This is a genomic window from Edaphobacter bradus, assembly GCF_025685645.1.
GTDB lineage: Bacteria > Acidobacteriota > Terriglobia > Terriglobales > Acidobacteriaceae > Edaphobacter > Edaphobacter bradus.
In genome coordinates this window covers 541,596-567,648 of sequence record NZ_JAGSYF010000001.1, presented here as the reverse complement: position 1 = coordinate 567,648, position 26,053 = coordinate 541,596, and the positions used below count along the sequence as shown (strand labels likewise).

Sequence of the window (26,053 nt, the reverse complement as noted above, 5' to 3'; positions counted from 1 at the left end):
TACGCTTGTGGCATCTCCTCCGGCGGTCTCCAACAACCTCCCCGGCATCTCTGGGAACTCCTCACACCAAAAAGATACCCCTGGAAAGATCCCAGGGGCGATCCTACATAAACAGCCACATGGTTGGGATCAGGCTTGAGGCTTCGGGGTCAGCCGAACAAATGCCTGAGCACTTGCTGGCCAGTTAGCCAGCATCGCCTTGCCAAGGCTGCTGTCCGAGCGCGCTACGTGCGACTCAATCAGAGCCTTCAGGCTCGCCTGCGACTCTGCATCAACGCTGCTAAAGTTTTCTGCATCAAGAAAATCGTCATGATACTTCTTGTCCGAAATGAGACTTCCATCGGCGTCATACACCCAGGCGAGTCCGCCAGTCATGCCAGCGCCAAAGTTGATTCCGGTCTTACCCAGAATCACCGCGACACCGCCTGTCATGTACTCGCAGCCGTGGTCGCCAACACCCTCAACGATCGCCGTTGCCCCAGAGTTACGAACAGCAAACCGCTCGCCAGCCCGTCCCGCAGCAAAGAGCTGGCCGGACGTCGCGCCATAGAGCGCAACATTACCCAGGATTACGTGCTGCCCGCTGTCCTTCGCTGCAAGGCCGCAGGGACGAATCACAATCTCGCCCCCAGAAAGTCCCTTGCCGACAAAGTCGTTGGCCTGCCCGTCGAGCACGAGCTTCATCCCTTCGACCATGAAGGCGCCAAAGGACTGTCCAGCGACGCCGCTCAAGTTGAACGTCACGTCCGCCGGGAGATCGGTCTGTGCCCTGCGCAGAGCGATCTCTCCTGCCAGCCGCGTCCCCACGGAACGGTCTCGGTTCGCGATCGTCGAGGTAATTACGTACGATGCGCCGTTCTCGGCGGCCTCAATGGCCGGTGCAACCCACTGCTCGTCCAGCGGAGGCCCGGCGACAGGCTGGTCGTTGCGGCCCCCCATCCACCGGCGATCGCCTTCGATCTGCGCCAGCATCGGCTGCAGGTCGAGGTTGCCGTCGAACCGCACCTGCTCGAGCAGGTCCGAGCGCCCCACCGCCGCCTCAATCGAAGGCAGGCCGTAGCGGGCGAGCAGATGTTGCAGATCGGCCGAGAGCTGCTCAAAGAACCGGACGACATGCTCCGGTTTGCCGCGGAACTTGGCCCGCAGCTCAGGCTTCTGCGTCGCAATTCCCGTCGGACAAGTGTTCAGGTGGCACTGCCGGGCCATGTCACAGCCCAGCACAACCAGCACTGCCGTGCCGAAGGCGTACTCGTCGGCGCCGAGGAGCGCAGCGATCAACACATCGCGAGCCGTCGCCAGGCCGCCATCGGTGCGCAGACGAACCCGCCCGCGCATGCCGTTCTGGATCAGGACCTGCTGCGCCTCGGCGAGTCCAAGCTCCCACGGATTGCCGGCGTACTTGATGCTCGAAAGCGCCGCCGCGCCTGTGCCGCCGGTGTTTCCAGCGATCACGACGTAGTCCGCATAGGCCTTGGCCACGCCCGCCGCAACCGTGCCGACACCACAGCCGGAGACCAGCTTCACACCGACTGCCGCCTTTGGGTTGACGCGCTTGAGGTCGTAGATCAACTGCGCCAGGTCTTCGATCGAGTAGATATCGTGGTGCGGCGGAGGCGAGATCAGCGAGACACCGGGCTGCGCGTGACGAAGCCGCGCAATGAGGCCGCTCACCTTGTGGCCTGGAAGCTGTCCGCCCTCGCCGGGCTTGGCTCCCTGCGCCACCTTGATCTCGATCTCCTCGGCATGTGCCAGATACTCCGCGGTCACACCGAAGCGACCTGAGGCAATCTGCTTAATCTTGTTGTTAAGCGAGACATGCACCGCCGGAGCCTCTACAACAGGTTCCGCAACCGCAGCCCCTGCCTTGGCGCTCGCCCCAAAGCTCAGGTCATCGGAGGGTCCGGGCTTGGCTGCATCGACGGAATGGACCCGATACACAGCCGAGTCCTCACCGCCCTCGCCCGTGTTCGAACGCGCGCCGAGCATGTTCATCGCAGCCGTAATGGTCTGATGTGCCTCCGGGCTCAGTGAGCCCAGCGACATCGCGCTGGCGACGAAGCGCTTGCAAAGGCTCGAAGGCGATTCAACATCGCTCAAGGCAAGCTCAGGCCCCGCAGGGCGAATCTCGAGAAGATCGCGCAGAACCGACGGATCGCGCGCGATCATATCGCGGGTGAAGATTGCGAACGCACCCGCAGGATCGGCCGGCTGCGGAACGTTGCGCGCGCTGCCAACCACCGACTGCAGCGCCTTGACCGTCGGCGGCTGCCAGGCGTGAGGCTCCGAGACATCGGCCTTGCGGAAGCGAACCCATCCGTAGTCCGGCAGATCTGTCGTGGCCGCTTCACCGGCCTCGGTCGGCTGCCATGCGTGCCGTAGTTGACGCTCCACCTCGGCGAAGCCGATGCCCGACAACGGCGCCGGGGTTTCGGGGAAGCACCGCTCAACAACACTCGAATGCAGACCGAGAATGTCAAAGAGATGCGCGCCACGATAACTGTCGACCACCGAGATGCCCATCTTCGACATCACCTTGGCCAGGCCAGCGTTGAGCGACTTCAGCATCTTGCTCTCGCACGCAACCGGGTCTGCATCAGCAGGAGCAAGGCCCTTACCCGTCTCAAGTGCCAGCCACGGGCAGACTGCGCCAGCTCCATAGCCGATCAGCACTGCAGCGTGATGAATATCGCGGCAGTCGCCTGCCTCAACCGCAAGCCCGGCGAGCGTACGCAGGCCGGCCGCCACAAGGGCCTGGTGAACCGCGCCCGTCGCCATTGCCATCGGAACCGGCAACTTCTCGCTGCTCGCGGAGCGGTCCGTCAGCAGAAGGATTCTGGCACCGTTGCGCACTAGCTCGATCGTCTGCATGCAGATGTCATCGAGTGCCTGTGTCAGCGAAGTCTCCGGCTTGAAGACGCAGTGCAGTTCTTCAAGGTGCAACTCAGCCTCGTGCGGATACTCGCGGCGCCGGAGGGCCTCCACCTGTCCCAGCGACAGGAATGGCGATGGCAGCGAGACTCCGGGCAGCGGAGCGTTCTTGTCCAGCATGTGAGGCCAGGGGCCGAGGCGCGTGTGCAACGACACCACGCAGGATTCGCGCAGGGAGTCGATTGGCGGATTGGTCACCTGAGCGAATCGCTGTCTGAAGTAGGCATAGACCGGCCGCGGCGAACGAGCCAGAAAGGCCAGTGGGGTATCGTCGCCCATCGACCAGACAGCGTCCTTGCCTTCAGTTGCCATGGGCTGCAGGATCATCTTCACGTCTTCGCGTGTGTATCCGAAACCACGCTGCAGAGCCGCCAGGGCAACGGCATCGCTCGCGGCTTCCACAGGAGCAGGAGTGAGCGGTGTGTCCTCAACCAGCTTGGCGTAGGTCGCGCCTGCATCGAAGAGCTCGTGAAGCGCCTCGTCCTCGTAGATCTTGTGTTGCTCCAGATCGACCACGAGCATCTGGCCTGGCCCGAGCCGGCCGCTGTGCGTCACCTCTTCGGGGTCGAGATCGACGAGTCCAGCCTCCGATCCAGCTACGACCAGTCCGCCCCTCGTCACCGCAAAGCGGCAAGGACGCAGGCCATTGCGGTCGAGCACGGCGCCGATGAGCTTGCCGTTGCTGAAGGCAATCGCCGCAGGGCCATCCCACGGTTCGGCGCAATCGGAGTGGTAGCGCAGGAAGGGAGATGCGTGCGGCCCCGATGAAGCAGGAGGCAGCAGCATCCGAATCGCTTCGGCGAGCGTCCTTCCGTTCTGCGACAGCAGCTCGATCGCCTCATCGAGGCTGGTGGAGTCCGTGCCTCCGTGCGTCAGCACGGGCTTGCACTCGACCGGCAGCGTGGAGTCACGCGCCTCCATGCGGGCGCGGTTGCCCCAGACTGTATTGATCTCGCCATTGTGCCCAAGCGTTCTGCCGGGCTGCGCGCGATGCCAGGTTGGCAGAGTGTTGGTCGCGTAGCGCTGATGAAACACCGCGAAGGGCGTTACGAACCCTGCCGACGCGAGGTCGGGATAAAAGTTGGCGAGAAACTCGCCGGTGCACATTGCCTTGTAAACGAGGGTCTGTGTCGACATCGAGCAGACGTAGCCAGTCACATCTCCACGCTCGTGCGACCGCTCAAACTGCTTGCGCGCCAGGTAGAGCCGGCGTTCCATCGTGCCGGGCTCCGCACTCTCCGCGTCGACCACCAGAACCTGACGGATATTCGGCATCGTCGCATGTGCCATCTCACCGAGATACTCGGTGCGTACAGGAACATCGCGCCAGGAGAGCACCTTTAAATCCTGAGAGATCAGACAGCGCTCCAGCAAAGCCTCCGCACGCGTCTCTTCCTTCGGGATGAAGAGCATGCCCACACCCAGCAGCTGCTTCTCATCGATTGCGAGGTTCGCTTCCTTTGCCAATAGAGCCCGCGGAACCGCCGTAAGCACACCAACGCCATCGCTGCTCTTTCCGTCGGCCGCAGTCGCACCACGGTGGGCGAGCCGCCCCAGGGCAGTCAGTGCCTGCTCTAGAATCTTGTGTGTCGGCACCGCCTCAATCGAGGCCACAAATCCCACACCGCAGGAGTCGTGGTCAAAGCGTTCATCAATCAAAGAAGATGGAGCCTTTGACGAGACACGCGTAGCTGCGCCGATGGGCGGAAAAACGTTAGGAGACCGTTCCATGTTTAACTATACGTCCAGCAGCCGGGAGTACCTGCCAGATACACCTTCCTTGTGATGGCGACCGTAAGGATTGACGAACGCGCTATGCATAATTATACATATCTCATGTATATTTATACATAGACTTTGACTCTTCCGATGTCAGCGTCTCTATTGGACGTTTAACGATTTACTGGATAAAACACACTCATGAAACAACAACGCCATAACGTCATCAGAGAACTGCTGGTCAAAACAGCAATCGCCAGTCAGGATGAGTTGCGCCGAAAGCTTGCGGGTCGTGGGTTCCATGTTACACAAGCAACCTTGTCCAGGGATATACATGAATTGAGATTGTCGAAGGGACCGAATGGGTATTCACTCCCGAGCGAAGAGGGGGATTCGGATGATGCAATGCCGGAGATTCGCGACGTTCTCAAGAACTTTGGCCTTGAAGTGCGCCAGTCGATGAATCTTCTTGTCGTGATTACGACGACTGGCGGCGCGCAGCCGATTGCCGCGGGGATTGACTACGAGGACTGGCCCGAGGTGGTCGGCACAATTGCCGGGGACGACACCGTGCTCGTGATCTGCCCGGATCCAGATAAGGCGAACCTACTGAAGGAGCGGATTGAAGGGTACATTGGCTAATACAGACACAATCGAAGCAAAGGAATCTCGCAAGGGCCATCCGCCGGATGCTCAAGTGTCACGGCCTCCTCGAGTTGCAGTTGCAGGCGTCAGCGGCTATTCCGGTGGCGAACTGGCGCGCCTTCTTCTGCGCCATCCGGGTCTCACAGAAACGGCTCCGACCTTCTTCGGCCGCGAAGGCGAATCAGCAACGTTGACCTATCTCGAAGACATCCATCCGTCGCTGGCAGCGGGGGGGCAAGATGCGTTCTGCAAGGTTCATCCGTTCAACTGGGACCACGTCGCCGATGCTGGGATTGAAGTTCTGTTTATGGCGACGCCGCACGAGCAGTCGCGTGAATGGGCGCCGGAGGCTCTTGCGCGCGGTCTGAAGGTCATCGACCTGAGTGGAGCATGGCGGCTGCACGAGTCATCCAACCGCGCCGTATACAAGCTGCACGACAAAGATCCGATTGTGGCCGAAAAGCTGCAGGCCGAGGCCGTTTACGGCTGCCCTGAACTGCATCGTGATGCGATTAAGACCGCTCGCCTGGTGGCGAACCCGGGTTGCTATTCCACCTCGATCATCCTCGGGTTGGCCCCGCTGGTGCAGGCCGGACTGATTGATTTGGAATGCGGCATCGTCTGCGATTCGAAGTCTGGCGTGAGTGGGGCCGGTAAGGCTCCAACCTCGAAGACACATTTCATGTATGCCGCAGACAATCTCTCCGCATATGCAGTCTTCGGTCATCGTCACACGGGAGAGTTGCTCGAACAGCTTCATTTGAGTTCTGAACAGATCCAGTTCACGCCGCACCTTCTGCCCATACCGCGCGGGATACTTTCCACGATCTACGTGCGTCTCAAGCAGAAGACCGAGGCGGCTGAGATCAACACCGTGTTCCGTACCTTTTATCAGCACAGCCCTCTCGTCAGGCTCCATTCGTCGCCACGGCTGCCGCAGATTCAATATGTCGTACGTACAAACTTCTGCGACGTCGGCTTTGAACTCTCCAGCGATGGCAGACGATTGGTCGTCGTCTCCTGCCTGGACAACTTATTGAAGGGCGCTGCCGGCCAGGCAGTGCAGAACCTGAACCTTATGTGCGGATGGAGAGAGCAGGAGGGCTTGCTGTGATATTTGTTGTCAAGCTAGGCGGTGCAGCCATTGAGGATGCTGCTCTGCTTCACGCGTGCGGAAAGGCAATCGCCGATCTTGTGGCCGATGGCAACCAGGTGGCTGTCGTGCACGGCGGTGGAGTTCAGTTGACGCGCACGCTCGCGCAACTCGGAAAGAAGAGCGAGTTTGTCTCGGGGTTGCGAATCACGGACGCGGAGACCCGCGACGCGGCCCTGATGGTCCTCGCGGGCCGCGTTAATAAATCGCTGGTCGCAGCAATTGGCTCGCACGGGCAGGCTGCCGTCGGACTCTCCGGCGGAGATGGCCACGTTTTCCGCGCAAGGAAGAAGAAGACGACCCCCGATCTCGGCTTTGTCGGCGAGATCGCGGCGGCTGATCCGCGGTGGCTGGAGGCAATCTGGAAGATGAATGCCGTGCCCGTCATCTCTTCGATCGCGCTGGGTTTCGACGGAGAGTACTACAACATCAACGCCGACGAGATGGCCGCGGCATGTGCTGTCAGCACCAAGGCCGATACACTGGTCTTCCTGACGGATGTTCCTGGAGTCAAAGGCGCTGACGGAAGCGTCATGCGGTGGCTGACTCTCGCGCAGATCCCGGCTCTCGAGAAGGAGCAGGTCATCTCCGGTGGGATGCTGCCGAAGCTGAAGGCATGCCGCGACGCGCTAATGTGCGGAGTCAAACGAGTTCGCATTCTTCCTGCAGGATCTGCGCCGCAACTGCCAGACCTCTGCTCGACGCGCGTCAACGATGGAACGGAGGTCATGGTCGCATGAAGCTTGCATCGATTCAGGCAGCGGAGAAGAAGCTGCTTCTTCACACCTACGAACGTAACCCCTACCTCTTCGTGAGTGGTAAGGGAGTGTACCTTCAGGATGAAAATGGACAGGAGTACCTTGACCTGTTGAGCGGCATCGGCGTTTCGGCGCTCGGATACAGTCATCCAGCGATCGAGAAGGCAATTCTCGATCAGAGCAAGCGGCTGCTGCATACCTCGAACCTCTTCTATCACGAGGGCACTGCTGATCTTGCTCTGCGGCTGACCGAGATCAGCGGTCTCGACCGCGTCTTCTTCTGCAACAGCGGAACTGAGGCATGGGAGGCCGCACTGAAGCTGGCGCGCGCGCACGCAACACGCCTCCGTAACAATGGCAAACGCATCGGAACGAAGTTCCTTGCGCTGGAGCACAGCTTTCATGGCCGCACGATGGGCTCGGTGGCGACGACACACAAGGAGAAGTACCGAGTGCCGTTTGCTCCAGTGATGCCCGATGTTGAGTTCGTCCGCTTCAACGACGTCGACGATCTCAGGAAGAAGTTTTCCAGGGACGTATGCGCGATCTGCATCGAGCCGGTCCAGGGAGAGGGCGGCATCCATCCCGTCTCGCAGGAGTTTTTTGCGGCAGCCCGTGAGCTCTGCAACTCCACCGGAGCGCTTCTCCTGGCCGATGAGATTCAAAGCGGCCTCGGACGCACAGGAAAGTGGTTCGCATACCAACACTACGGCCTGCAGCCGGACGTCACAACCCTTGCAAAGCCCATCGCAGGCGGAATTCCCATGGGGGCGATGATGTGCACGGATGAGGCAGCACTTGCATTTACACCGGGCATCCACGGGACTACCTTTGGTGGAGGGCCGCTTGCCTGCGCAGTCGCCACGGCTGTGCTCGACACGATGCAGCGCGAGGATATGCTCACGCACATTCGCGAGGTTGGCGACTTCTTCATGGCGGAGCTTCATAAGCTGGCTTCGCGACATGAGTGCATCGTGGGTGTACGCGGAATGGGTCTTATGATCGGCGTCGAACTATCGTCGGCGGAACTGGCGCAGAAAATCGCTGCGCAGATGATGGAGAACAAGATCATTGTCAACAGAACCAGCGAGACGGTTCTGCGTTTTCTGCCTCCTTACATTGTTGAACATAAGCACGTCGAGATCGCTGTCCGAGCGCTCGATGAGCTTCTAAAAGTTCGCACGGCGTATGCTAGCGCATCGCCAGCAGGAGAAAACTCACATGGGTAGCAAGACAGTAGTGATGACCGCAAAGCTTGGCGAGAGCGCCGGCGAAGAGACGCCTCGAAAGGCTACCGCGACTCTGGGGATTCAATCAGACACCGCCTTCAACGAAGCGGCGAAGCGCCTGAACGGCCGGGACTTCTGCTCGATTGCCGACCTGACTGTGCAGGAGATGGCGGCCATCATGGAGCTGGCGCACGCCGTCAAGACCCATCCAGAAGACTTCAGACACGCGCTGGACGCCAAGCAGATGGTGATGTTCTTTGAGAAGGCCTCGCTTCGGACTCGTCTGACGTTTGAGGCGGCGATCAACACCCTCGGCGGCAACGCTATCTTCGTTGACCAGACGCAGTCTCCTCTCGGAGAGCGCGAGTCGCTGTCGGACATGGCGCGCAACCTTGAGCGATGGATGAGCGTCATCGTACTGCGCACGTACTCTCACGAGACCATCACGGAGATGGCGGCATGCTCGCAGGTTCCCGTGATCAATGCCCTGTCGGACTTCGAGCATCCCTGTCAGGCAATCGCCGACTTCTTCACCCTAGAGGAACGCTTCGGCTCGGCTGAAGGGCTGCGTTTCGCCTATGTGGGCGACGGCAACAATGTCTGCCACTCATTGATGCTGACGGCAGCGCAGCTTGGCGCTCACTGCACCGTGGCTTCGCCGAAGGGCTTCGCGCCCAAACTCGAGATCATCCACAAGGCGATCGAGATCGCTGAGCAGACGGGCGGCAGCATCACCCTTCTGCACGATCCGATCAAGGCCGTGACTGGCGCGGACGCTGTCTATACGGACGTCTGCACCAGCATGGGCTTCGAGCACGAGGCAACCAAACGCGCTCCGATATTTAAGCCGTATCAGGTCAACGAGGCGTTGATGGCGCACGCTCAGCCTGATGCGGTCTTCATGCACTGCCTTCCGGCTCACCGCAACGCCGAAGTCACCGATGCTGTTCTTGATGGCGCGCAGTCGGTGGTCTTCGATCAAGCGGAGAACCGTTTGCATGCACAGAAGGCTCTGCTGTTGATGCTGCTCGGCGGCGCAAAGCGAATCTCTAACAGCAAGCGCGGGACCCAGGCGAAGAAGCGTCCGTCACTCGCCTGAGCTACCTTAACGATTTTGGCTTCTAACAAAGAAAAGGATTGATTATGGCAGAGAAAGTTGTACTTGCATACTCCGGTGGACTCGATACCTCGATCATCATTCCATGGCTCAACGAGAACTATGGCTACGACGTCATCGCCTTCATCGCAGATGTTGGACAGGGCGAGGACATCGACGCCGTCGTCGCCAAGGCCTATGCCACTGGCGCGAAGAAGGCGATCGTCAAGGACCTGCGCGAGGAGTTCCTTCGCGAATATGTCTTCCCCACTGTCCGCGCTGGCGCTGTGTATGAGCACAAGTACCTGCTCGGCACCTCGATCGCTCGGCCGGTGATCGCCAAGCACCAGGTCGAGGTCGCGCTCGCTGAGGGAGCAACGGCGCTCGCACACGGCTGCACCGGCAAGGGCAACGACCAGGTCCGCTTCGAGCATGCGTTTCAGGCGCTTGCTCCCCACCTGAAGGTAATCGCTCCGTGGCGTGAGTGGACGCTGAAGTCGCGCGAGGATTGCCTGGACTATGCGGAGGCGCATGGCATCCCGGTCGAGGCGAGCCGCACCAAGATTCACTCGCGTGACCGCAACCTATGGCACGTCTCGCACGAGGGCGGCGAGCTCGAGGGCACGGACAAGCCCGTCGATCCGACGACGTGGCGCATGAGCAAGTCCCCACAGGACGCTCCCGACCGCGAGGAATTCGTCGAGATCGGCTTCGAGGCGGGAGTTCCGGTCTCGGTCGATGGCCAGAAGCTGCCCCCGGTGCAGCTTGTCGAACTGCTCAACGAGATCGGCGGACGCAACGCGATTGGCCGCATCGACATCGTTGAGAACCGCTTCGTCGGCATGAAGTCGCGCGGAGCGTATGAGACTCCGGGCGGCACGCTCATCCTCGAGGCGCTGCGCCAGCTCGAGGCATTGACACTCGACCGCGAGACGGAGCACTTCAAGGAGTCCCTCGCCCTCAAGTACGCCGAGCTTGTTTACTTCGGTCTCTGGTTCACGCCGCTCCGCGACGCTCTCGACGCGTTCTTCGCCAAGACAGAAGAGAACGTCACTGGCTCGGTGAAGCTGGCTCTCTACAAAGGCAACATCTCCGTTGTCAGCCGCACGAGCGACGTCTCGCTATACTCGGCCGACCTCTCGTCCTTCACGATGGGCGCGAGCTACGACCAGAAGGACGCCGAGGGCTTCATCAAAATCCTCGGCCTCCCCGCGCGCGTCCGCGCCCAGGTGCTTGGGCAGAAGGCGAAGCACAAGGAGCTTGCCAAGTGAGCAAGATGTGGTCCGGGCGGTTCCGCGAACCGCTCGACCCTCGCTTTGAGGCCTGGCAGCGTTCGTTTCCCTTCGATGTGCGGCTCCTCCCCCAGGAGGTAGCCGCCTCGAAGGCGCACGCGCGCATGATCGCCGCGGCGGGCATCCTGAGTGACGCCGAGCTTGCTGCGATGCTCGACGGCCTCGACAGAGTGATTCCATCTGCGACAGAGGCAGCAAGGTCCACTGCCGGCGAGGCTCTCTCTACTGACGCCGCTATTGTGGCTCTCAACCCACAGGCCGAAGATATCCACCACTTCGTCGAGCTCACGCTCACGAAGCTCATCGGCGATCTCGCTCTGAAGCTGCACACTGGACGCAGCCGCAACGAGCAGATTGCGACCGACATGCGCCTCTTTGTGCGCGACGCCATCGACGAAACGCTTGGCGGCTTGATCGAATGGCGCAAGGCGCTGATCGAGCAAGCGCGCGTTGCGGACAATTCTGTGATGCCTTCCTACACGCATCTGCAACGGGCCGAGCCGGTGCTGGTCGCGCACTGGCTACTGGCGTACGTTTCAATGCTCGAGCGAGACTTCAGCCGCCTGCTGGATTGCCGCAAGCGCATGAATCTCTGCCCGCTCGGCTCAGGAGCGATTGCCGGAGCGACGCTGGCTCTTGATCGCAATATTGCGGCTGAGGCCCTCAGCTTCGAAGCGCCCACGCCAAACAGCATGGACGCGACCAGCGATCGCGACTTCGCCATCGAGTTTACCCAGGCACTGGCGACGCTCGGACTGCACATCTCGCGCTTCGCCGAAGAGCTGACGCTCCACTCGACGGCAGAGTTCGGCTTCCTCGATCTGCCCGAGCGCTTCTCGACGGGCTCGAGCGCCATGCCGCAGAAGAAGAACCCCGATTTGACGGAGTTGATCCGCGGCAAATCGGGTCGTCTGCAGGGCACAGCGATCACGCTGGCCACGATCCTCAAGGGACTCCCGCTTGCCTACAACAAGGACCTACAGGAGGGCCAGGAACCGGTTTTCGACGCCGCCGATACGATCAGCGGCATCCTCGCGGTTCTGCCCGACTTTACGCAGGCTCTGCGCTTCCGCCTCGACGCGATGAACGCTGCCGCTCAGAAGGGCTACCTGAACGCCATGGCTGCCGCCACTTACCTGACGCACAAGGGAGTTCCCTTCCGCAAGGCGCACGAGAAGATCGGCCAGGCCGTGCGTCTGGGGCTTGAGTCTGGCCGCGAACTCAACGAACTGACGCTCGATGAGCTGCGCGGCTTCGGCGATGAGTTCGAAGCGGACTTCTTCGACGCCGTTACGTTGGAAGCCACGCTGGACTGCCACGACGTTATCGGCGGCACGGCGCGCAGTCGCGTCAAGAGTGCCATCGAAGATGCCTCCCGACGCGTTGTGTCCGACGCAGCCGTGCTTGCATCTAAAAAGTCTGCGAAACTACCGGTGGAGCGTACTGTCAGTGTCTAACTCTTCCCTGATGCCTGTAAGCGAATCGACCTCATCCTCGCGGCCGCGTGTGGGCGGGGCCACGGTTCGCAAGGCTAGGCTGCCTGATGCGGTGAACATCTTCGAGCTGGTCAACTCGCTCTCAAGCGACGGTACGCTGCTGCGCCGGAGCTACGCTGAGATATGCGAGAACGTCCGTGACTTTACCATCGCAGAGAGTGAGAGCGGCGTCTTTCTGGGTTGCGGCGCGCTGCATCTGTATGGACCGCACCTAGCCGAAGTTCGCTCCATCGTCGTCAAGCCCGAAGCCAAGGGACAGGGAGCGGGCGGTAGGGTGCTGCGTGCGCTGATCGAGGAAGCCGAGGAGCAGGGTGTCACCTGCGTCTGCCTCTTCACACGCATCCCGGACTTCTTCTTCCATTTCGGCTTTCGCGTCGTCGATCGGACAACGCTGCCCGACAAGATCTACAAAGACTGCCAGACCTGCCCTCGGCTGTACGCGTGCGATGAGGTCGCTATGGCCCGCGGGCCAGTCCCCAAGATTGCGGTCCTCGGCCCAAGCAAGTTTCCCAGGCCCGAACTGGTGAAGCTGCAGGCAGGCTCAATCGCGGCCGCGCCTGTTCCGCCTGCCGATGAGCACAGAAAATAATGTTCGATCCTGACTTGCAATCACCCACAATCAGGCCTTAACAAGACTTGATGCCAAGCAGAGCGTCATGAAGGCGCCTTTTGTCCGATGTTAGAACAAGAGGCGCCTTTCCAGCCGGTTATCGATCCTAAATCACGACAGATCTGAGACTTTAGTTCGCCCACAGCGCATACTCGTAGTCAGGAGATGTTGGATGGACGCGTTGACGCTTCATCGGATTCACTTCGCCTTCACGATCACCTATCACTATCTCTTCCCGCAATTGACGATGGGGCTGGCGCTGCTGATTGTGGTGCTGAAGATCATGGCTCTTCGCGCGCACGATGAGCGGTATGACGACTCGGCGCGGTTCTGGGCGCGGATATTCGCCTTGAACTTTGTCATTGGCGTGGTCACCGGGATTCCGATGGAGTTTCAGTTCGGCACGAACTGGTCGGAGTTCTCGCGGCGAACCGGTGGAGTGATTGGGCAGCCGCTGGCGATGGAGGGGGTCTTCTCATTCTTCCTCGAGTCGGCGTTCCTCGGGCTGCTGCTGTTCGGAGAGAAACGCCTCTCGCGGCTGGCGCACCTGGGCGCGGCGGTGATGGTGTTTCTTGGCTCATGGATCTCGGGCTTCTTCATTATCGTGACGGACGCCTGGATGCAGCATCCCGTGGCGTACCGGTTGCTGCCGAACGGCACCTTCGAGGTATCGAGCTTCTGGGGTCTGGTGATGAATCCGTGGGCGTGGATCCAGTACGCGCATAACATGTCGGGCGCTGTCATTACAGGAGCCTTCGTGATGGCCGCGACCGGCGCGCTGTACCTGCTGCAGGGTCACAACGTCGAGTACGGCCGCATCTTCGTCAAGGTGGGTGTCATCGCAGGCGTTGCCTCCTGCGTCGCGCAGATCTTCCCGACAGGCGATCTGCATGGCAAGTACATGGCGAAGCATCAGCCCGCGGCCATCGCTGGCATGGAGGGTCTGTTCCACACAGTGAAAGGCGCGCCGATTGTTCTGATGGGACAACCCGATATCGAGCGGCAGCGGATCGACAATCCATTGGCCGTCAACAATGTTCTGAGCTTCCTGATCTACGGCACGACTGCGGCGGAGGTAAAGGGACTGGACCAGTTCCCTGTCGATCGGTGGCCCTCTGCCCTGCCACTCTTGTTCTACAGCTACCACATCATGGCGGGACTGGGGACCTATTTCGTTGCGCTGATGGTCGTGGCTGCAGCCTTGCTGTGGAAGGGGAGACTTTATACCGCGCGATGGATGCTGTGGCCTATTCTGCTGAGTTTTCCGCTGCCCTACATCGCCAACACCGCAGGCTGGATGACCGCTGAGCTTGGCCGCCAGCCCTGGCTGGTATACGGGCTGATGCGGACGTCGGAGGGGTACTCGAAGCACGTGGGAGCGGGAACAAGTCTATTTACTCTGCTCGGATTTCTGGGAATGTACTCGGTGCTGTCGATCCTCTGGATCGTGATGGTGTACACGGCGATCCAGAAGGGCCCGAAGGCTCCAGCGACTGACACCAGCTCGGATGGACATACGCTAACGACTGCCTGAAAGGAGAATCGATGGGAGCACTGTGGTTCTGGATTGTGGCTGGAATGCTGACGGTGTACGTGGTGCTCGACGGCTTCGACCTCGGGGTGGGAATCGTGTATCCACTGGTAGCGCGGACCGAGCAGGACAAGCAGAAGGCAATGCACGCGATCGGGCCGGTGTGGGACGGCAACGAGGTGTGGCTGATCGCAGGCGGCGGCACACTCTTCTTCTCCTTTCCCCTCTTGTACGCCTCGTCGTTCAGCGGGTTCTATCTGCCGCTGACGATGGTGCTCTGGCTGCTGATGCTGCGGGGGCTGAGCATCGAGTTGCGAGGGCATGCGCATGACAATGTCATCAGGACCTTCTGCGACGGAACCTTCTTCCTTTCCAGTGCGCTGCTCGCCATCTTCTACGGAGCAGCCCTGGCGAACGTTGTGCGCGGAGTGCCTCTCGGCGCCGACGATTCCTTCTTCCTGCCTCTATGGACGGACTGGAGGACCGGTCCGCATCCGGGAATTCTGGACTGGTATACCGTGCTCGGTGGCGTGCTGGCGTTACTTGCTCTCGCGCTGCATGGCCTTCTGTACCTGGCTCTGAAGGCGGAGGGTGAGCTAAACCGCAACGCGAAGCGATGGGCGAAGCTTCTGTTGCCTGTCGTCGGAATCATCACGCTGCTGAGTGTTCCAGCGACGGTCGTGGCGCGGCCAGATTCGTTGAACAACTATCGCGAGCATGGACTGGCATGGTTGGCGCCTCTCGTTGTGATCGCCGGTCTGGCGATGGTTGCAATATCGATAACGAAGCACTGGGAGTTTCGTGCGTTCATAGGATCGAGCGCCTATCTCGCGGCGATGATGGCAGGAGCCGCGGCAGGGCTGTATCCGGTGCTGCTTCCTGCAGTTGGTGGCGAGGGCAAGGACATCACGATCGCGCGCGCTCTCTCAGGGGAACATACGCTTCACGTGGGGCTGGTGTGGTGGACGTTCGGAATCCTCCTGGCGCTGACGTATACGGCGATTGTGTACTGGCTGTTCCGGGGCAAGGTGCCGGAGCACGCACAGGGATACGGCGGCCACTAGAGGGAACCGGCGTTCCTCACTCACTCTTCTGCTCGACGAACGAATCGAGCGACCAGCTGTTCTGGCGGCGCAGAAAGAGCAGCGCGGAGAAGACCAACGCGTAAAAAAGTTGGATCCCCGCTGCGTTCCAGTCCCGCGCCAGCGCCGAACCGAACGTCAGCACGAGGATCAGCAGGCTCGCACCGACCAGTGCCGCCCGCGTACGCAGGCCAATCAACAGCAGCAGGCCGAGCAGTGCCTCGACGGTAGGCAGAATCAGCCCAAACGCGCGAACGCTCCACTCGGGCAGCGGAGTCTTCGCGAACTGCTCCATCAGCTTTCCGGCAAACACGGCTGGCCCCGCAATCCATCGGCTCAGTCCGTGCATCAACAGATTCATGCCTGCCACGGCGCGCAGTAACGCATAAGCGAGCCTCTGGTCGCTGTTCTCCCTCTCGAATGGCATCCTCATCTCCTGCAGGTTAGACGTGCTCTCACTCTGCGACGCTACACAGAAACTGTTGTTCAACGTCACGCTATCCTCTCTCTATGGCCTCTCTGTCTTCTGCTCCGTTTCTGCATCTCTCCAACGTCAACGTTACCCGAGGCGACAACATCGTTCTGCATGACATCAACCTCTCGGTCAACGCCGGCGAGCATATCGCCATCCTCGGCCCTAACGGCTGCGGCAAGTCGACTCTCATCAAAACCATCACCTGCGAGTGTTATCCGATCGTCCAGTCTGAGACGAGAGTGAGCATCTTCGGCCGCGAGCGCTGGGATCTCACCGAGCTGAAGAAGCGGCTCGGCGTCGTCTCTCCGGAGCTGCCGGGCCGTCACACCTTAGCTACTACCGGGCGTGACGCCGTTCTTACTGGATTCTTCTCCAGTTCCACGCTCTGGCCCAACCTTACGGTCACCGACGCGATGCAGGCACGCGCCGACGAGGTGCTTGAGCTTATCGATGCCGTTCCGCTGCGCGACAAGCCGGTCGGCCAGATGTCCGCCGGGCAGCAGCGCCGCATCATGATCGGCCGCGCCCTTGTCGGCTCATCGAGTGCCTTTGGGAGCGACCGGCAGATGCTGTTGCTTGACGAGCCTTCGAACGCACTCGACCTTGCAGCGCAGCAAGATCTTCGCGATCTGCTCCGGAGCCTTGCGCGACAAGGAACCGGCATCCTGCTTATCACGCATCACGTCTCCGACATCATCCCTGAGATCGACCGCATCCTGATGATGAAGGAGGGGCGCATCGTTGCCGACGGCCCCAAGTCCGAGTTGCTGACTGCTTCGCGGCTGAGTGATCTCTTCGCAACTGAGGTTCAACTGACTCACAGAGACGGCTTCCATCACGCCTGGTAGCGGGGCTACATACCCTTGAGGATGGAGCCTACGATGCCGCCTACGACTCCGGCTTCAGTATTTTGCTCGACGCGCTCAACCTTCAGGTACTCCTGGAGTTGATGGGCGAGTCGCTGGATGGGAAGGGTCTGGAGCCAGACGCGACCTGGGCCGGTGAGTGCGGCGAGGAAGATGCCGTCGCCGCCGAAGATCATGTTGCGGATGCCGGGGACGCGCTGAATCTGAAATGTGACGTTGGCGTGGAAGGCTCCGACGTGGCCGGGATGGACGCGGAGGGTCTCGCCGGGGGCGAGGTCTTTGACGATGACTTCGCCGGAGAGTTCGAGCCAGGCCATCCCCTGCCCGGAGATTTTCTGGAGGCGAAAGCCGTCGCCGCCGAAGATACCCGCGCCGAGGGACTGCTGGAAGCCGAGGCCGAGCTCGATGTCTGCGGTGGCGCAGAGGAAGCCGTGGCGGTGGACGAGGTACTCGTGCCCCTGTGCGACTTCGACCGGGACGATGTGGCCGGGGACGCGGGTGGCGAAGGCGACCTCGCCGGGTGCTCCGTAGGCTCGGTACTCGGTCATGAAGAGCGAGCCTCCGCCGGCGACCCGCTTGAGGGCTCCGAGGAAGCCTCCGCCGCCGGCGTGCTGGGTGTGGGTGGTCATCTGGATGGACTGGCTCATCCAGGAGAGTTCGCCGGCCTCGGAGATGATGGCGTCGTTGTGGTCGAGGGCAAACTCAAGGACGGGCATGGTGGTGCCGACGATGCGATGTTGCATGTTCTCCCCTTAGTGCGACGAAGGCAGTATAGCGTGGACTCCCCCACTCTATCTTTCTGCGCAAAGTATTCAAAGTAGATACTTTAGGTCTGGACTTCGCGCGCAATTCCATTGCCAAATCTTAAAAGTCAAGGAAATCGGGCACGGTGGCGTGCAAAGTCTTCCAAGCAAATGGCTTAATTCCTAACCTCCTCGCGCACTTTTCGTGCATTCATTGTAGAAGCAAAAAGCCCGGCTGGTCGCCGGGCTTCTAAGGTTGCTCCTGATTTAAGGTTATCAGGGGTGTCAAGACTGGCGTGTGGAAATCAGGTGCGCTTGTGTCACCTCGTGAGCCAGAGAAAGTTCTATTTGTCTGAACTTGCTTTCTTGCAATTCATGGGATGTTTTTTGCAAGGCCATGTCGCTTTGGCAAACGCGATTGCGTCTTCATATCGTGCAGCCGCATCGGATTCGGCGGCCACGCGCTCCTCTAGTGCGAGCGCTGCAATGGCGGGTACCCATAATCCGGTGGCTTTGGATCCATTTCGGGCAAGTCGGGATTTGGCGCCTCATATTAACGTGCGAATGCCCTAATTATCATTAGTGATGGCCTTTCCAGTCGTCTTCCGGTATCGAACCTTATGCCACTGGCGCTTCGACGTGAAAGTCTCGAAGACTTATCTTAGGTTGGGTTGCTTCTTTTTCTGTGTGTTGCTTCTCGGCAAGAGCGCATGCCCGCAAAGCGGCCAGGTGCTGCAATCTCCATCCGGAAGTCAGACGGTTACGCAACCAGCGGGAACAAGCCTCAACGTCACTGGCGCCTTCGCGGCAAGTCTTGTATGCAATCAGGCAGGAGCGGTGGATGCGAGGTCGTGCTATGGCGCTTATGGCGACCTGGCTTCCAGCGGTGGATGCTCTACCACGGCTGATTCAACGATGCTTTCCTGCTCCGGAGAGAGTTTCAAGGCTACAGATGTTGGCAAAGAGATCTACGTTCAGCGTACGGGCCCGTCTCGCGCGACACTAACAGCTTCTATTGCGACCTTCATCGACTCAAAACATATTGTTCTTTCGAGACCTGCGGCGACGAACACTTCCAGCGCGATGATCATTTGGGCACATGACGATACGCGCGCGTTGCAGAACGCCTATGCGGCTGCCGTAAGATCCGGGAAGTCGCTCTACATCCCTCCCGGCAAATATCTGCATCATGGCCTGAACTGGACAAACAACTCCATCAAGATCTACGGAGAAGGCTACGGTGCGACGATGCTTTATGCCATTGATGTAACGAATCCCGGAGCCACGACCATCGGAGCGCAGACGACAGGTATAGATCTCTCGGGCTCCGGTTACAACCAGGTGTCGGATCTTGGTTTTGTTGGAGGGTATAGCGGTTTTGTTGACATGGCTCCCGTGGTGAACGTGCTGGGCGCGCGCGTGGGCGCCACAGACGCCGCGTTTGCGATCGCTCACATCTTCGACAACGACTTCTTTCTGAGCTTTGGCGCCTATGACGTGGCGCTCTACGGGTACGAACAGACCGACTTCAAGGATTGCCAATTCGAGAGTCAGGGTCCGGGGAATCTAGGCCTGCTATATTTGTCGGCAGCGAATACGCCGGGGTTGAAATCTCCGTATGCGGTTGCAGTCCCCGCTCCGACTTCGATGACGAAGCTGAGCGTTAATGGCGCTCGGAGCGCGTTTTCCGGCTCCGGGAAAGCGGTGGTCTTCGATCAGGGCGCAACGGAATCGAACTACACGATCGCTATCCGGGATGCCTATGCAAACATTTCTGACGGCGGGACGTTTCTCTCCGATACAGGTGTTGGGGCACTGCGCCATATTGAGTTGGATCAGGTTTATGTCGAAACGGGAAAATGCCAGAACTGCAAGGCCATCGATATAAAAGCTCCGGCCTGGAATTGGCAGATCAGGAACGTTCAAATCTATAACGATCATGGGTATACGGTATCCCCTTTCAACTTTGCTCGGGGGCTGCTTGATTCTGAAGTGATGATCGATGCCACCGGCCAGGCTGGAGGGTTCTCCAACCCGGAGCTTAACGCTTCGTCGTGTGCGGGATCAGTACTTCACCTGGGACAAGAGCAGCCGAGCGCAAGTTGCACCGACAGCGCGATGATGACGAGTGTCAATGGCACCTCCCGCAAGTGACCCGTGCAAAAACATGGAGGCGCCCACCGTTCGCCAAAGTGCGCGAAGGATGGGGCGCCCGACCATTGGGTCTATCTGAGTGCCGGACTTCAGGCTACGTCGCGCCAGTCCAGGATGACTTTGCCAGAGTTTCCGGAGCGCATGGCGTCGAAGCCCGCTTCGTAGTCGCGCCAGTTCAGGCGGTGGGTGATGACTCCGGAGATGTCGAGGCCACTTTGTAGCATGACCGTCATCTTGTACCAGGTCTCGTACATCTCGCGGCCGTAGATTCCGCGGATGGTGAGCTGGTTGAAGACGACCTGGTTCCAGTTGATGGAGATGTCTTCGGAGGGGATGCCGAGCATGGCGATCTTGGCGCCGTGGCTCATGTTGGCGAGCATCTCGCGGAAGGCGGCGGGGTTGCCGGACATCTCGAGGCCGACGTCGAAGCCTTCCTGCATGTTGAGTTGCTTCTGGATCTCTTTGAGCGGGGTGGCGCGGGGATCGACGGCGAGGGTGACGCCGACTTTGGTGGCGAGGTCGCGGCGGTACTGGTTAGGGTCGGAGATTACGACGAAGCGCGCGCCGGCGTGGCGGGCGACGGCAGCGGCCATGATGCCGATGGGGCCGGCTCCGGTGGTGAGGACGTCTTCGCCGAGGACGGGGAAGGCGAGCGCGGTGTGGACGGCGTTGCCGAGGGGGTCGAAGATGGCGGCGATCTCGAGGTTGATGCCGGGGGCGTGGCTCCAGATGTTTGTGACAGGGATGACGATGTACTCGGCGAAGGCACCGTCGCGGTTGACTCCGACGCCGAGAGTGTGGGCGCAGAGGTGGCGGCGGCCGGCGAGGCAGTTGCGGCAGCGTCCGCAGACGACGTGGCCTTCTCCGCTGACGAGCTGGCCGATGGCGAGATCGGTGACGTTGGAGCCGAAGGCTACTACCTCACCGACGAACTCGTGGCCGATGACGAGGCCCTGGCGGATGGTGGAGCGGGCCCAGGCGTCCCAGTCGTAGATGTGGAGGTCGGTGCCGCAGATGCCGGTGTAGAGGACACGGATTTTGACGTCGTTGATTCCGATTTCGGGCTCGGGTACGTCCTCGAGCCAGAGGCCGCGCTCGGTGCGGCTTTTTACAAGTGCCTTCAAGGGGAGTGCCTTTCCGGCTTGCGCGGTGTCGAGATCAGCATTTCGCGCGAGCCGTTAGTTATTTTATCTGCAATACGGCTGACGGATCTTTAGTTCGAATGCGGCGGCTGGCAGGATTGGGCGAGGAGGGTGCGGACCTCGTCGTCGGTGGTCTGGCGAAAGTCCTGGTAGAAGAGGCCGACGGCAGCGAAGGGCTCGGGGGTATGGATGCAGAGAACCTGGTTGCCTTCGCTCCGGAGATCGTCGCAAGTGGACGCTGCGGCGACAGGGACGGCGATGATGACCTGACTCGCGACGGGTCGAAGAGCGCGGACGGCGGCGCGCATGGTGGCTCCGGTGGCAAGGCCGTCGTCGATGAGGACGACGGTTTTGCCTTCGATGGCGCGAGGAGGCTGGCCGGCGCGGTATTGCTGCTCGCGGCGCTGGAGTTCAAGACGCTCGCGCTCGATGGCCTCGTCGATTGCGGAGGCGGGGATGTTGAGCTCGTGAATGACGTCGTGATTGAAGACGCAGGTTCCGTCACCAGTGAGCGCGCCCATGGCGAGTTCTTCGTGGCCGGGAGCCCCGAGTTTGCGGACGAGAAAGATGTCGAGGGGAAGGTTGAGTTCGCGGGCGACCTCATAGGCTACGGGGACACCGCCACGTGGGAGCGCGAGGAGGAGCGTGTTGGGCTGGCCACGGAGGTGCGCGAGCTTGTGGGCTAACTGGCGGCCGGCGTCTCTGCGATCTTCGAAGAGCATCGCTTCCCTCTCGGCTACGCAGCTATTGGAGCAGCTTTTGCATGATCTCGTGAAGTGCCACTGTGGCCTCTTCGGCGCTGAGTGAAGGGTCGAGGCGAATGGGCGCTCCGATGCGAACGGTGTTGAGACCGGCGTGGAACCAGCGGCGTTTGCGGGAGACGAGGTCGTCGAGACCTTTAATGGCTATGGGAAGGACGGCGGTGTTGGATTCGTACGCGAGCAGGCCGATGCCGGAGCGGAATGGTAGCAGGGTTGCGTTGAGGGATTGACGACCTTCAGGAAAGATCAGGACATGGTAACCACAGTCGAGGGCTTCGCCCATGTGCGCGAAGCTGCGGCGAAAGCCGGCCTGACGCGGTATAGGGAAGATGTTGAAGAGCGCGGTGAGGGCCAGGTATTGCAGCGGGGCGAGGACGTTCTGCCACCAGTGCGGCTGGTTGCGCGCATGACGCCAGTCTTCGAGCATCTCGCCCGCTGCAGCGATCGCTACGCGTTGACGAATTTTGAGCGGGAGGCCATAAAGGACGAGCGCAGCGTCGAAGAATGTGACGTGGTTAGAGATCAACAGCATTGGTTGCGTGGGGAGGCTTGCGGTTTGCGGACGCTCAACACCGGGATTGAGGAGTAGCCAGACCAGCGGCCGGATGATTAGTTCGAGAAAGAGGATGCGGATGGCGGCGATGGCGCGCGACCAGGGCCAGCGTGGGTAGAGGAATTCGCTGGGCTGTGGGGGCTGCGGGATCTGAGATGGTTTTGGTGTGGCGCCTGTGGCGATTGCTTCCTGGATTTGCGGAGTTGAGGGTACGGTTGTTGCAGCGCGGAGCTGGCCGAGAGTTTCGATGCTAAGGAATGCTTCGTCGCTGAGGGCGATGCCGAAGCGCTGCTCAATGGCGGTTTGGAGCTGCAGGCGGCCGAGGCTGTCGAGGTGGAGGTCTTCGGCGAGCGTGGCGGTGTCGTCTGTCTTTGTGGCTGGAGCGGAGGCAATGGAGGCGACGAGAGCGAGGAGTGGATCGGCTGTTGTTGGGTTTTCGGTGAGCGAAGTCTGTGAGGCGATCTGGCGGGCAGTCCAGTCTGCGACGGCTCTGCGGCGAACCTTGCCGGTGGAGGTGCGGGGGAGATCGGCGGCTGGCCAGAGATACCAGTGGCGGATTCGTTGAAAGTCGGCGAGATCGCGGTTGGCAGAGGCTACGGCCTGTTCGGCTGCGGCGTGGCCCTGGGGGACGACGAGGACCGCTACGGGTTGCTGTGCCGCGGGCACTACGGCGCAGGCAGAGATCTGCGGCTGGCGGAGGAGTGCCGTCTCAAGGTCTTCGGGATGGATGTTGAGGCCTGCGGGGGTGACGATGGTCTCGCTTTTTCGGCCGACGAAACGGAGCTGGCCCTCTTCATCGAGAGAGGCGAGGTCGCCGGTGGCGAGCCACGGGTCACTGCGCTGCTGGATGGCGCCTTGCTGCCACGTGGAGGTGGCGACCACCTCACCGCGGACAGAGACCTCGCCGTCGGAGCCGATGCGAACCTCGCGGCCGGGGAGAGGCTTGCCGAGGGTGCCCTTGCCGATCTTGAAGGGGTGGTTGAGCGTGATGAGCGCGGTGGTCTCAGTCATGCCGTAGCCCTGAATGACGGCGAAGCCGAGGGTGCTCCAGAAACGCTCGAGGTCGGGTGGGAGCGAGGCTCCGCCGCAGATGCAGGCCCAGAACTTCCAACCGAAGAGGCGGTGAACTCTGCGGAAGCGCAGGAGGCGCTTCCAGATGGGAAGGTCTTGTGAGGAGGTGAGTTGCTGGTCCAGGTCGGGCTGCAGCAGAAGCAGGTGCGCACGCAGGAGTTCCAGCATGCGTGGGACGGCGGCGAGGACGCTGATGCGCTCGCGCTGGATGGCACGGATGAGACGCTCGGCCTCGAGGCGTGATTCGAAGTGCACTCCCGCGGCGAGCAGCGGCGGTAGCCAGAGTCCCATGAACTGACCGAAGACGTGGCTGAGCGGAAGCGTATGCAGGAAGCGGAGCGGATGGAATGGGCGCTCGTAGCGGCGGTATTTTGCGATCTCGCTCTCGATGGGCTCAACGCTGGCGAGGACGTTGCCGTGGGTGTGGACGACTCCCTTAGGTTCGGAGGTTGTGCCAGAGGTGAAGACGATCTGCAATGGGGTTTCGCGGGTAAGGATTACGGCGGTAGTGGGCGGGAGGGGTTTTGGCGGGATGTTGGAGGCGAGGCCTTCGAGGCTGAGCGTTGGCGAACTGGTGATGAGTTGTCTGAGTAGATCAGTGTCGCCGGTGATGAGGCTTGGATTTGTTTCGGCGATGACTCGCTGGGCGAACTCAGGTGAGCCGGCTGCATCGAGTGGGACGACGATGACTCCGCGCAGGATGCAGCCGAAGAACACAGCGATCCACTCGGCGGAGTTTTGTCCCCAGAGGACGACTCGCTCACCGCTGCCTATCGTGCGGCGGTCGAGTTCGGTGGCGAATCGTTCCGCGAGGTCGAGGAGCTGGCGGTAGCTTGTTCTTGTCGCGCGATTGCCAGAGTAGCGGACGACGGCCGTCTGAGAACCGCTGGCGCGCCAATCGTCAACAAGGCTGGCAATGTGGGGCCGCATGCGTTATTTGCTTATACTACGGCGACCAACTACCTCCGGCCCAGAAAGTGACTCGACGCTGTACATTGGCTTCGCCATGAAAAAGTTCATTAACCGTCCGGAAGACGTCGTGGAAGAAATGCTGCAAGGGCTGGCCGTGCTACAACCAGGTGCGGCCCGCTTGCCGGGACATAAGGCCATGGTCCGCGGGGATGTGGGGCTAATTCGTAACCAACAGGTTGCGATAGTCTCTGGCGGGGGGAGCGGCCATGAGCCGGCACATGCAGGCTACATCGGTGTGGGCATGCTGAGTGCCGCTGTGGTCGGAGACGTCTTCACCTCGCCAAGCAGCGACTCCATCTTTGCCGCCATCAAGGCGGTTTCGGGAAAGTCCGGCGTGCTGCTGGTGGTCAAGAACTATACCGGCGACCGGCTGAACTTCGGTCTGGCGGCCGAAATGGCGCGTTCTGAAGGCATTTCGGTCGAAATGGTCGTCGTGGATGATGACGTTGCCCTGAAAGGAACGGGGCAGGCCACGGGTGCGCGCGGTCTCGCCGGCACTGTTTTCATTCACAAGCTGGTGGGGGCTGCCGCGGCCGAAGGCAAGAGCCTGGCCGACGTAGCGGCAACGGGCAAAGCGGCGGTCGAGTCTCTGGCGACCATGGGCGTTTCGTTTTCGGCGGGAACTTCGCCCGCAGTTGGAAAGCCCAGCTTCGAACTCGGCGAGCGTGAGATGGAGCTTGGCCTCGGTATTCACGGAGAACCCGGAGTGAAGCGGACGGAGCTGCAGCCCGCGGATACGCTAACAGAGAAGTTGCTGACCGAAATTCTGAAGCACGGGAAGTTTGGCGACGAGAAGCGCGTGGCTGTGATGGTGAACAATCTGGGGGCAGTCACTGAGATGGAGCTGGCGATTGTGGCCTGCCACGCAGTGCCCTTTCTTGAGAGCAACGGGCTTACGGTGGAGCGAATATATGCCGGAACATTCCTCTCATCCCTTGATATGGCGGGGGTCTCGATCTCCGTTCTCGGTGTCAACGATGAGTGGCTGCGCTGGCTCGACGCAGCTACAACGGCTCCTGCATGGCCAAACGTGTTGAAACAACGGCCAGGCAAACCGGAATCGAGAATCGCAGGGGAGGTCAGCGCGAACGTGAGCTCGTCGACCGGCAAGGGCGCGCAATCGGAGGCAGGCAAAAAAGCAAAGCAGGCCATCGAGGCCGCATGCAAGGCGCTGATCAACGGCGAAAGTGAGCTTACTGAGATGGACCGCGTTACGGGCGACGGCGACCTAGGCGCCAGCATGGAGCGTGCGGCCAAAGCCGTGCAAGGCTCGGTGGGGTCGTACCCTTTGGACGATGTTCCCGCTACGCTCAAAGCGCTCGGTCATACCCTCCGGCGCGAGTTGGGCGGATCATCAGGACCGCTCTATGGGGTGCTTTTCCTGCGTTGCGGCAGCGTTCTGGAGAGCTCCGGCGCGACCAGATTGGCGCCATGGACCGAAGCGCTCGATCAGGGCTGCCGGGCCATCAGCGAACTGGGCGGCGCGAAGCCAGGCGATCGAACCATGCTGGATGCGCTCGATCCATTCGTGAAGGCACTAAAGAAGAGTCCGGATCGGAAGGCGTCGCGCGAATCAGTTTTGGCCGCGGTCGAAGCGGCGGAGCGCGGGGTCGAGGCGACGGCCCAAATGAAACCACGTCTAGGGCGGTCTAGTTATCTCGGGGACCGGGTGCTCGGCTATCCCGATCCAGGAGCGAAGGCGATCACCATCTGGCTGCGCTCCGCTTGCGAGGCACTCTTTCCACGCTAAGCGACTTGCTCGAACCCATTTGCAGGA

General features: G+C 60.8%; 19 protein-coding genes. 13 read left to right on the top strand and 6 right to left on the bottom strand.

The features are described 5' to 3' along the window. Positions 1 to 129: 129 nt before the first annotated feature. A complete protein-coding gene (locus OHL16_RS02350; RefSeq protein ID WP_449506056.1) occupies positions 130 to 4,587 on the bottom strand; it encodes a glutamate synthase-related protein in 4,458 nt (1,485 codons plus the stop codon). A gap of 261 nt (positions 4,588 to 4,848) precedes the next feature. Between OHL16_RS02350 and OHL16_RS02345 the strand changes: the two genes are divergently transcribed. The 10 genes from OHL16_RS02345 (at position 4,849) to cydB (ending at position 15,521) form a co-directional block, all read left to right on the top strand. After that, positions 4,849 to 5,289, top strand: a complete 441-nt coding sequence (locus OHL16_RS02345) for an arginine repressor (RefSeq protein ID WP_263365461.1) — start codon at positions 4,849 to 4,851, stop codon at positions 5,287 to 5,289. Between the two features lie 55 nt (positions 5,290 to 5,344). Continuing rightward, positions 5,345 to 6,406: an N-acetyl-gamma-glutamyl-phosphate reductase gene (gene argC / locus OHL16_RS02340; protein WP_263366216.1), complete on the top strand. Its 1,062-nt coding sequence runs from the start codon at positions 5,345 to 5,347 to the stop codon at positions 6,404 to 6,406. After that, complete coding sequence (gene argB / locus OHL16_RS02335; RefSeq protein ID WP_263365460.1) at positions 6,403 to 7,185, top strand: acetylglutamate kinase; 783 nt, start codon at positions 6,403 to 6,405, stop codon at positions 7,183 to 7,185. Before argC ends, argB begins: the two co-directional genes overlap by 4 nt. Then, positions 7,182 to 8,432, top strand: a complete 1,251-nt coding sequence (locus OHL16_RS02330) for an aspartate aminotransferase family protein (protein WP_263365459.1) — start codon at positions 7,182 to 7,184, stop codon at positions 8,430 to 8,432. Before argB ends, OHL16_RS02330 begins: the two co-directional genes overlap by 4 nt. Next, positions 8,425 to 9,531 (top strand): ornithine carbamoyltransferase, encoded by a 1,107-nt coding sequence (argF, locus tag OHL16_RS02325; protein WP_263365458.1) that lies wholly within the window; start codon positions 8,425 to 8,427, stop codon positions 9,529 to 9,531. Before OHL16_RS02330 ends, argF begins: the two co-directional genes overlap by 8 nt. 44 nt (positions 9,532 to 9,575) lie before the next feature. After that, complete coding sequence (locus OHL16_RS02320) at positions 9,576 to 10,799, top strand: argininosuccinate synthase (RefSeq protein WP_263365457.1); 1,224 nt, start codon at positions 9,576 to 9,578, stop codon at positions 10,797 to 10,799. Positions 10,800 to 10,804: 5 nt separating this feature from the next. Further along, a complete protein-coding gene (argH, locus tag OHL16_RS02315) occupies positions 10,805 to 12,277 on the top strand; it encodes an argininosuccinate lyase (protein WP_263366215.1) in 1,473 nt (490 codons plus the stop codon). 10 nt (positions 12,278 to 12,287) lie between these two features. Continuing rightward, positions 12,288 to 12,905 carry a GNAT family N-acetyltransferase gene (locus OHL16_RS02310; RefSeq protein WP_263366214.1) on the top strand — a complete coding sequence of 206 codons (618 nt, stop codon included), beginning with the start codon at positions 12,288 to 12,290 and terminating at the stop codon, positions 12,903 to 12,905. Positions 12,906 to 13,098: 193 nt separating this feature from the next. Continuing rightward, positions 13,099 to 14,460: a cytochrome ubiquinol oxidase subunit I gene (locus tag OHL16_RS02305; RefSeq protein WP_263365456.1), complete on the top strand. Its 1,362-nt coding sequence runs from the start codon at positions 13,099 to 13,101 to the stop codon at positions 14,458 to 14,460. Positions 14,461 to 14,471: 11 nt separating this feature from the next. Continuing rightward, complete coding sequence (gene cydB, locus OHL16_RS02300; RefSeq protein ID WP_263365455.1) at positions 14,472 to 15,521, top strand: cytochrome d ubiquinol oxidase subunit II; 1,050 nt, start codon at positions 14,472 to 14,474, stop codon at positions 15,519 to 15,521. A 16-nt stretch (positions 15,522 to 15,537) separates the two neighbouring features. Here the strand turns inward: cydB and OHL16_RS02295 are convergent, their stop codons facing one another. Further along, on the bottom strand, positions 15,538 to 15,966 hold the full coding sequence (locus OHL16_RS02295) for a MauE/DoxX family redox-associated membrane protein (RefSeq protein ID WP_263365454.1): 429 nt from the start codon (positions 15,964 to 15,966) through the stop codon (positions 15,538 to 15,540). An 83-nt stretch (positions 15,967 to 16,049) separates the two neighbouring features. Between OHL16_RS02295 and OHL16_RS02290 the strand changes: the two genes are divergently transcribed. Continuing rightward, the gene (locus OHL16_RS02290; RefSeq protein ID WP_263365453.1) at positions 16,050 to 16,862 is read left to right on the top strand and encodes an ABC transporter ATP-binding protein; all 813 of its coding nucleotides are present in this window, start codon (positions 16,050 to 16,052) and stop codon (positions 16,860 to 16,862) included. 5 nt (positions 16,863 to 16,867) lie between these two features. Here OHL16_RS02290 and OHL16_RS02285 read toward each other — a convergent pair whose 3' ends face one another. Beyond that, positions 16,868 to 17,623, bottom strand: a complete 756-nt coding sequence (locus tag OHL16_RS02285; protein ID WP_263365452.1) for a TIGR00266 family protein — start codon at positions 17,621 to 17,623, stop codon at positions 16,868 to 16,870. Between the two features lie 1,083 nt (positions 17,624 to 18,706). Here OHL16_RS02285 and OHL16_RS02280 point away from each other — a divergent pair. Next, positions 18,707 to 19,777, top strand: a complete 1,071-nt coding sequence (locus tag OHL16_RS02280; RefSeq protein WP_263365451.1) for a glycosyl hydrolase family 28-related protein — start codon at positions 18,707 to 18,709, stop codon at positions 19,775 to 19,777. Between the two features lie 89 nt (positions 19,778 to 19,866). On the opposite strand, the gene tdh is transcribed toward OHL16_RS02280, so the two are convergent. The 3 genes from tdh to OHL16_RS02265 all read right to left on the bottom strand — a co-directional run bounded on the left by tdh (position 19,867) and on the right by OHL16_RS02265 (position 24,234). Further along, positions 19,867 to 20,901 carry an L-threonine 3-dehydrogenase gene (tdh, locus tag OHL16_RS02275; RefSeq protein ID WP_263365450.1) on the bottom strand — a complete coding sequence of 345 codons (1,035 nt, stop codon included), beginning with the start codon at positions 20,899 to 20,901 and terminating at the stop codon, positions 19,867 to 19,869. A gap of 89 nt (positions 20,902 to 20,990) precedes the next feature. Then, the gene (locus OHL16_RS02270) at positions 20,991 to 21,641 is read right to left on the bottom strand and encodes a phosphoribosyltransferase (RefSeq protein WP_263365449.1); all 651 of its coding nucleotides are present in this window, start codon (positions 21,639 to 21,641) and stop codon (positions 20,991 to 20,993) included. A 22-nt stretch (positions 21,642 to 21,663) separates the two neighbouring features. Continuing rightward, positions 21,664 to 24,234, bottom strand: a complete 2,571-nt coding sequence (locus tag OHL16_RS02265; protein ID WP_263365448.1) for an AMP-binding protein — start codon at positions 24,232 to 24,234, stop codon at positions 21,664 to 21,666. A gap of 76 nt (positions 24,235 to 24,310) precedes the next feature. On the opposite strand from OHL16_RS02265, the gene dhaL reads away from it, so the two are divergent. Then, entirely contained in the window at positions 24,311 to 26,026 is a 1,716-nt protein-coding gene (dhaL, locus tag OHL16_RS02260; protein WP_263365447.1) for a dihydroxyacetone kinase subunit DhaL, read from the top strand. The last annotated feature ends 27 nt before the right edge of the window (positions 26,027 to 26,053 follow it).

Excerpts from the sequence above, each read along its gene's own strand:
- OHL16_RS02320 (WP_263365457.1), top strand. The coding sequence starts at position 9,576 with ATGGCAGAGAAAGTTGTACTTGCATACTCCGGTGGACTCGATACCTCG.
- argH (WP_263366215.1), top strand. The coding sequence starts at position 10,805 with ATGTGGTCCGGGCGGTTCCGCGAACCGCTCGACCCTCGCTTTGAGGCC.
- cydB (WP_263365455.1), top strand. The coding sequence starts at position 14,472 with ATGGGAGCACTGTGGTTCTGGATTGTGGCTGGAATGCTGACGGTGTAC.
- argF (WP_263365458.1), top strand. The coding sequence starts at position 8,425 with ATGGGTAGCAAGACAGTAGTGATGACCGCAAAGCTTGGCGAGAGCGCC.
- OHL16_RS02330 (WP_263365459.1), top strand. The coding sequence starts at position 7,182 with ATGAAGCTTGCATCGATTCAGGCAGCGGAGAAGAAGCTGCTTCTTCAC.
- OHL16_RS02265 (WP_263365448.1), bottom strand. The coding sequence starts at position 24,234 with ATGCGGCCCCACATTGCCAGCCTTGTTGACGATTGGCGCGCCAGCGGT.
- OHL16_RS02345 (WP_263365461.1), top strand. The coding sequence starts at position 4,849 with ATGAAACAACAACGCCATAACGTCATCAGAGAACTGCTGGTCAAAACA.
- OHL16_RS02280 (WP_263365451.1), top strand. The coding sequence starts at position 18,707 with ATGATCATTTGGGCACATGACGATACGCGCGCGTTGCAGAACGCCTAT.
- OHL16_RS02270 (WP_263365449.1), bottom strand. The coding sequence starts at position 21,641 with ATGCTCTTCGAAGATCGCAGAGACGCCGGCCGCCAGTTAGCCCACAAG.
- OHL16_RS02295 (WP_263365454.1), bottom strand. The coding sequence starts at position 15,966 with ATGCCATTCGAGAGGGAGAACAGCGACCAGAGGCTCGCTTATGCGTTA.
- OHL16_RS02290 (WP_263365453.1), top strand. The coding sequence starts at position 16,050 with ATGGCCTCTCTGTCTTCTGCTCCGTTTCTGCATCTCTCCAACGTCAAC.
- dhaL (WP_263365447.1), top strand. The coding sequence starts at position 24,311 with ATGAAAAAGTTCATTAACCGTCCGGAAGACGTCGTGGAAGAAATGCTG.
- OHL16_RS02305 (WP_263365456.1), top strand. The coding sequence starts at position 13,099 with ATGGACGCGTTGACGCTTCATCGGATTCACTTCGCCTTCACGATCACC.
- OHL16_RS02310 (WP_263366214.1), top strand. The coding sequence starts at position 12,288 with ATGCCTGTAAGCGAATCGACCTCATCCTCGCGGCCGCGTGTGGGCGGG.
- OHL16_RS02285 (WP_263365452.1), bottom strand. The coding sequence starts at position 17,623 with ATGCAACATCGCATCGTCGGCACCACCATGCCCGTCCTTGAGTTTGCC.